Annotated in this window: 3 protein-coding genes; 1 reads left to right on the top strand and 2 read right to left on the bottom strand. The window is 55.6% G+C overall.

Annotated features, from left to right (window positions below; translation table 11 throughout):
• The first annotated feature begins 189 nt into the window (after positions 1-189).
• Positions 190-1,818, top strand: coding sequence for a CHAT domain-containing protein (locus tag PN477_RS13605; protein ID WP_272122091.1), 1,629 nt, complete (start codon positions 190-192; stop codon positions 1,816-1,818).
• Positions 1,819-1,864: 46 nt separating this feature from the next.
• Here PN477_RS13605 and PN477_RS13600 read toward each other — a convergent pair whose 3' ends face one another.
• Entirely contained in the window at positions 1,865-3,631 is a 1,767-nt protein-coding gene (locus tag PN477_RS13600; protein ID WP_272122089.1) for a SulP family inorganic anion transporter, read from the bottom strand.
• Positions 3,632-3,826: 195 nt separating this feature from the next.
• Complete coding sequence (locus PN477_RS13595) at positions 3,827-6,364, bottom strand: CHAT domain-containing protein (protein WP_272122087.1); 2,538 nt, start codon at positions 6,362-6,364, stop codon at positions 3,827-3,829.
• Positions 6,365-7,289: the final 925 nt, after the last annotated feature.

Below are 7,289 nucleotides of genomic sequence, written 5' to 3'. Positions count from 1 at the left end.
TTCCCCCTTATCCTAACTTTCCTACAGGACTAAGTCAACCCTGTAGGATTCGCTTCGCTCAGTTTTCTTGGTTGGTCAAAATTCATCTCACCGTTAAGCCTTCGGCTATAACGGGAGTCCTCTTTTGACACTTGAGATAGTTTTAATGCCAGTATTGCCAGTGCAGGCGCAACATCCGGCGGCCCGATTTTGATTCGGCATGGTGGCAATGGCGAAACTCCCTTCCTCGTTGGGGATGCAACGACGAACGGCACCAGTGCCGCCATCACCGCCGGCACAGGATTTACCATTCTCCCCACCCAGGCTTACCTCACCCGTCATACCCAACCGGGGATTTCCATCCTCACCAATATCGCCCCGCCGGAAAATCCAGCCACCCCGCCGGAAAATCCAGCCACCCCGCCGGAAATTGTGCATTCGGTTTCTGGCTCCGATGTTAAAAATCAATTTCTAGATAATGAGGAGTTTATTCGCCGTGTCGGACGACAACTGGGGGGAGAAACCCTATTTAATGCCGAAGGGGGGTTTACCTGGAGCTTACCGGGTGAAAAAGCATTGGGGGGGTCTTTAGGCGATAATGTCATCTTGCAAGAATTGATCAGGCTGGATCACTCAATGGCAGATGCCTATGGGGCTCTCACGGCTCTAGCTGATAACAGTGTCAATGGGGAAGGGGTTGATGGGGCTGAAGAATCGGAGAGTGACGAGGGTGAAGAATCCAGCATTGCTAATCTGCGGGAAACCTTTAAGCGCATTCAAACCCAAACCGGAACCAATCCGGCATTGGTTTACATCCTCAGTCAACCGGACTATCTCGAACTGATTTTAATCACCCCGGATGACCAGTTCCGCCGCCATGTGATTCCAACCGCCACCCGCGAGGAGTTAATGCGCACTGTGTCACAATTTCGTCGCGGTGTTCTCAATCAACGCCGCCGCACTGACTATGTGCAACCTGCTCAACAACTCTATGAATGGATGATCGCTCCCTTGGCTTCCACTCTGGATGAATTGGCGGTGGATACTCTGATTTTTGCCATGGGGGAAGGACTCCGCCATGTGCCTCTTGCCGCCCTCTATGACGGTGAGCAATTTCTGATCGAACAATATAGCCTGGGTCAAATCCCCAGCCTCAGCCTCACCAATAGTGACTATCAATCTCTCCAGGATGCCAATCTTTTGATCATGGGTGCGTCGGAATTTCAACAGCTTGACCCCTTGCCGGGGGTGGCGAAAGAAGCTAGTCTACTGTCCCAAGTGATTCCCAGTGAAGCCCATCTAAATGAAGCGTTTACCTATCAGAATTTGGCAGATCAGAGCCGGGAACGGGATTTTGATGTGGTGCATTTAGCGACCCATGCGGATTTTAATGCGGGTCGTTTAGATGATTCGTATATTCAACTGTGGGGAGATGAGCAGATTTCACCCCAGGGGTTGCGTCAATTGCGTTGGTATGACGAGCCGCAGGTGGAATTGTTGGTGTTGAGTGCTTGTGAGACGGCGTTGGGGGATGTGAATGCGGAGTTAGGGTTTGCGGGGTTGGCGGTGCAGGCGGGGGTGAAGTCGGCTTTGGCGAGTTTGTGGCAGGTGTCGGATCGGGGGACGATGGCGTTGATGGGTGAGTTTTATCGGCATCTGACCGATCCGGAGGTGACGATTAAGGCGGAGGCGTTGCGCCGGGCGCAGTTGGCGTTAATCCAAGGGAATCAATTATCGAGTGCGGGGGATGCGATCGCAGGATTAGACGATATTCAACGGGCTAACTTTCGTCATCCCTTTTATTGGAGCAGCTTTATGTTGGTGGGCAGCCCGTGGTAGACCTCATGGGAGGTATATCAGGGCCGCTCTGGGGATAGAACCGGGGCTAGTCGCGCTCCTCGAAATATGCCGGGGCGGCCTCTTCCGGCGCGAGGGGAGCCGCAGCGGGTGGGGAAGACTTCGAGGATTGCACCCTATGCGCCACTTCCACAGAATAGCCGCGCACCACATCGAGCGCCTCTTGGAGGGCGATGAGACGATGGGCAAAACAGCGGTTCGGCGGCAATTGTTGGATCACCTCTAGGGTTTGCAAGCGGTGATGGACTTGACCGTGGGCCCCCACAAGAAAGACATCGCGCCGTTTTTCGATCGCATCTTTGATCATCATTTCGATCGCTAACAAGGCCGTCACCCCCAAGCGCGGCACATTCATTAAATCCAGAATCAACACATCATAATTTTCCACGATCGCCATCCGCCGCGAAATGGATTTCGCCGCCCCAAAACTCATCGGGCCACTGAGGCGGAACATGAGAATGCGGCCTTGGGCTTGGTGGAGGAGCGATCGCTCTTCAGGAGATAGCCAATGTTCCCGCGCCCCATCGGTCACGGCCCGCATTTCCCGTTCTTGCACATCGGTCATATGCTTCACCGTCAGCAGGTTCGCCACAAAGGCCCCCACCGCCACCGCCGTAATCAGATCCACAAACACCGTCAACCCCAACACCAGATACATCAGCCCCGCCCCTTTGGCCGAGAGCCGATGGGCCCGCCGCAAAAAGCCCCAATCAATAATATCAATCCCCACCTTAATCAAAATCCCCGCTAACACCGCATGGGGGATCGGTTCGGTGAGGGAGCCGGCTTTGAGCACAATCACCGCTAAGACCAACGCATGGACGATCCCCGATAGCGGCGTTTTGCCCCCGGCTTGGACGTTGATCACCGTGCGCATCGTTGCCCCGGCTCCCGGCAGACCGCCACAGAGGCCAGAAACGAGATTGCCAATCCCTTGGCCGATGAGTTCGCGATTGGAATCATGTTGGGTGCGGGTGATATTGTCCGCCACCAGAGAGGTGAGCAGGGAATCGATCGCCCCCAACATTGCCAGCATCACACTGTAACCGACCATATCCTTAAGGGTGGCCCACTCCATCGTCGGCAAATGGAGGGTGGGTAAGCCAGAGGGGATTGTACCAATGCGCGGGATCGCCGCATCGGGAAAGACAACCACCGACACCACAGTACCCACCACCAAGGCAATCAAGGGAGCGGGTAAAATCCGATTCAACCGAGGCGGCGCAGCAAACACAATCACCAAGCTTAAGGCCCCTAATCCGGCAGCGATCGGGTCAAGGTGGCTGATCAGACTCGGCAATTTCATCACATTGTCCACCACATTGCCGCTGCCGGCGTGGCCCAACAGCGGCCCGATTTGCAGCAGGATAATAATCACCCCAATCCCGGACATAAAGCCGGAAATCACGGTGTAGGGCATCAAGGTGAGGTATTTACCGAGGCTGAAGACTCCCAGGAGAATCTGAAAAATCCCCCCCAGCATGATCACCGTGAAGGCCATGGCGAGGCCGGTGTCGGGATAACGAGCGGTGAGGGAGACGAGGGTTGAGGCCATCACCACGGTCATGGGCCCGGTGGGCCCGGAAATCTGGGAGGGAGTCCCCCCAAAGAGGGCGGCGAAAAAGCCCACGCATACTGCGCCGTAGAGTCCGGCAATGGGGCCCACGCCGGAGGATACTCCAAAGGCCAGGGCCAGGGGCAGGGCCACGATCGCCGCCGTCAAGCCGCCAAAGCAGTCGCCGCGAATGTTTTTGAAGTGCAGGCCATGCACCATACGGGTTAAAAATCGAGTCATAGGATTAGGCTTCACTCCAAATGCATTCAGGAAAAAGGGTGGGTAGGGTTGCGACTGCGATCGCACGGGTCAAAGTGGAAAAATTCTGAACTGTGGCTCTGGTCAATCTTTCTTAAGGTAAGGGGCAAAGGGGAGCGCAACCGCAGATCTGAACAACCTTTTAAGGTGGGTCATGAGTTCTAGATAAATGGGGCGCTAATCTACGGCTCCGGTGAGGGTGAAGGCGGCCCAAGCGCTGGGGCTGGGGTAGCGATCGCGCGTTGTTAGCATCGCCTCCCGCAGGGCTTTCGCTCCATCTTGGCCCGCGTTGAGATTGTTGTAAAACTCGGTCATCAGGGTGGCCGTGGGTTGATCCGGAATCGCCCACAGCGACACCATCACACTGGCCGCCCCCGCCCCAATGAACGATCGCGACAGCCCGATCACCCCATCCCCCAGCCCGATCCAGCCCCGCCCCGTATCGCAGGCACTGAGCACCGCTAAATCGGCCTTCAAGTTCAATTGATTAATCTCGCGGAGGGTGAGAAAGCCGTCAGTATCGCGGGTGGGGGCAAGGGCGAGGGAGCTACCGTAACGCAGATCAGCATCGAGCAGGCCATGGGTGGCAAGGTGGATGATCCGGGCGTTTTGCATCCCAGCGATCGCCTCGGCTTCTGTGGCCTGATCCCCGATCAGTGGCTCCGTTTGGAACAGGGTAGCGATCGCCTTGGCCTCCGCTTCCGCCCCCGGTAAGGGAGCTAAGGCGTTGCGCGTTGTCCCGGTTCCCCCCGGAAAGGGGGGCATCGTCGGATTGCCCACCACCAACGCCTGATCCCTCGGCGGCAAGCGTTCCTTCATGCGGCGGGCCACATCCAACACCTGAATCGAGGGAGCCGTCAAGATTGTATGGCGATCGATCAACTCCACCCCGTTGGCATCTTGGAGGGCCGGAAAGGGCACAAAAAAGAGCATGTCTTGGGGAATGAAGGTGACGCGGGCCGCTGGATCGGTGGGCAGGAGGGGGGCGATGGGATCAATGAGGAGGCGATGGAGGTCTTGGAGGGGGGGCCCCGCTCGATTGGCGCGATCGCTGGAAATAATCCGATTACGGGCACGTTCCACCAGCAAGGATAAACTCTGATCGAGGGGAACCGTGCGGTGATGAATCTCCCCATCGGGCGTGATCACCCAAATTAAGATGGTGCTCGTGACGACTTCAGGATTTTGATCAGCAAAGGCAATCCGGTAGGTAAACGGGGCATCATAGACGACGCTGTATTGGACGAGGGTGGTCTTTTCGCGACGGGCGATCGCTTTAATCTGCGCCAAGGTGAGGGTCTGCACATCAATGTACTGGTTCGTATGCGCCTGACGATTGATCAACAGTTGCAACAATGCCCGCGCCCGCCCCGCTTCTGCTGCGACGAGGGCGGCTTCAGGCTGCCCCTGGGCCACCAACACCTGTTGCAACGTTCGATAACCATCGGTGCTCGGCCCGTAGTTCGTCACCGTCAACTCGTCCCGCGTCATCGCGTAGAAGTTGGTGTTGTCTAGCAACATCCGCCGCGCCTCGTGATCCATCGCCAGCCCCTGCCGTAACGTCGCTTCAGCTTGGGCCAATTGGCCCGCCTGCCACTGCAAAAACCCCAAATGTTGGAGGCGATCGCTCCCCTGCACTAACGCGGTTAAATCCGTCTCACGCCACTGCTGCGGGTCGGGGCTCAGGCCGTATTGCCCATAGGCCTCGGTTTGAAATTGCAGCGCCTCGGCAAGATTCCCCTGCCAAAAGGCTGTTTGTGCCAACGCCGCCCAGGTCAGGCTCAGATGCGTGGCGTTGTGGGGAGCGAGGGACTGAGCCAGGGTTAAGCGTTCGCGGTGCAACCGATGGGCCACCGCAAACTGTTCTTGATCCGCCTGCAAATCGGCTAACAGGCCCAAGAGTTGCCACCGGGCTTGGGGGACATGGGGGTTAGCATCGGTCGGCAGGGTGGCGAGGGCTGCTTCGACGACCGCGATCGCCTCTAGGCCCCGTTGTTGTTGATGGAGATAGCGGGCCAGTTGACTGGTGAAACTCGTCCATTGGGCGCGTTGGGCCAGGAGAGATTGATGGGAAGCGATCGCCCCTTGCAGCGTAGCGATCGCCTCCCCAGGATTCACCAAATATTGCAACGCCGCCAAAATCGTCACCACCCCGATCCAATAGTCCGGTTCCGCCTCCACATCCAGCCCCGCTAGATACTCCTCCATCACCGCAATACCACGGGGCAACCGGGCGCGATCGCCCAAACTCAGATAGGCAATCCCCAACTGATACAACACCGCCCGCCGACTCGCCACCGCCAACGGTTGCCGTAACTGCCCCTCCAAAAACGCAATCCCGTAGGGATCACCCTGCTGGGCATGCACCGCCGCCAACTGCTGCACCACCGCCGCCTCACTCACATCCCCCGTCTCGCGCATCAACACCAGCGCCCGCTCTAGCCCCTGCTGCGCCTCCTCAAACCGCCCAAAATACTGATGCGCAATCCCGTACATCATCCACAAGCGACCCAACTCCCTCGGATTCTGGGCGGCCTCTGCTGCCGCCCGTTGAGCCGGAAACCCATCGAGCATCTGTTGGTACGTCGTTGTCAGTTGTTCTAGGTAGGAGTTAGATGAAGGTTGAGCCAGTGCAGGGATTTGGATCGCTCCCCACAGCACCACACTCAAAACCACCGACCGGGCCACCCTTCGACCCCAAAACTGACTGCTCATATCACCATCTTAAAACAACCGATTTTCCTCCACCCGCCTTCTGCTGCCGGATTCCCATGATCCCGCTCAAGACTGCACCCGGTTTCAGTTCCACCCTGGAAGGGGCCGGATCAGCAGCACAGTTTAAACCCAATGGGCGCGAAGCCTGTCTGTCCACTGCACAGCCAGATCACACTATATCCCCAAATTCTGATGGGTCTTGCGCCCTAAAATTTGAATTGCAAATAACATTTGAGGCGGATTCAGGGGATTTTGATTCGGCTCTAGTAATGCCAAGAACTGCACTCCCGATTGATTTTCGTAAATTCCGACACATTCGGAAATTGGTTGAATATTTTGCATGACTTCCAAACCCAAATTTTTGAACTAATGATCTGAACCAATTAAGATGAGGAATTTTTCATACAAGGGCAGTAAATATTCAAAAAAATGTGGACTGTTTCCTCTTAAATCAAAGATTACAATCAAAATCTCAGCAATGCTTCTTTTTTAAGCTTTCTCAAAGAATCTCAAGATTTTTTTTTGAATTGTGCAGAGAATTGTGATCTTTTACACAAAATCAAGCTGTTTGGGTCTTTTGACCCTGCCCACTTTTGCCTGCTCCTCAGGAAAACCCGTGTGAATTTTTTAACCCTGAATAGAGAAAATCTGTACCCTTAAATGGAGTCAAGAAATCCCCAAACCTTTGTCAATAAAGAGGTTGAGGGGATCTGCTGATTCTGTGCTGTGGTCCGAAATCCCCTATTTTTCATGGGGATCTCAGGGGGATTGGCTGTTGTTTGATCGGTAGTGCATTAATGCACGGGACGGAGGAAAATCAGGCTACACAACTACGATAACTAGGGAGACAAGCTCATGGCTATTGAGATGACCTGTCCGACCTGTGGGTCTCACGATATCTCCAAGAACGGCACTAGCCACCGAG

This window comes from Spirulina subsalsa CS-330, assembly GCF_028330765.1.
Lineage (GTDB): Bacteria > Cyanobacteriota > Cyanobacteriia > Cyanobacteriales > Spirulinaceae > Spirulina > Spirulina subsalsa_A.
This window is presented reverse-complemented; position numbering and strand designations above follow the sequence as displayed.

Coding starts and splice junctions, on each gene's coding strand:
- PN477_RS13595 (WP_272122087.1), bottom strand. CDS start 6,364: ATGAGCAGTCAGTTTTGGGGTCGAAGGGTGGCCCGGTCGGTGGTTTTG.
- PN477_RS13600 (WP_272122089.1), bottom strand. CDS start 3,631: ATGACTCGATTTTTAACCCGTATGGTGCATGGCCTGCACTTCAAAAAC.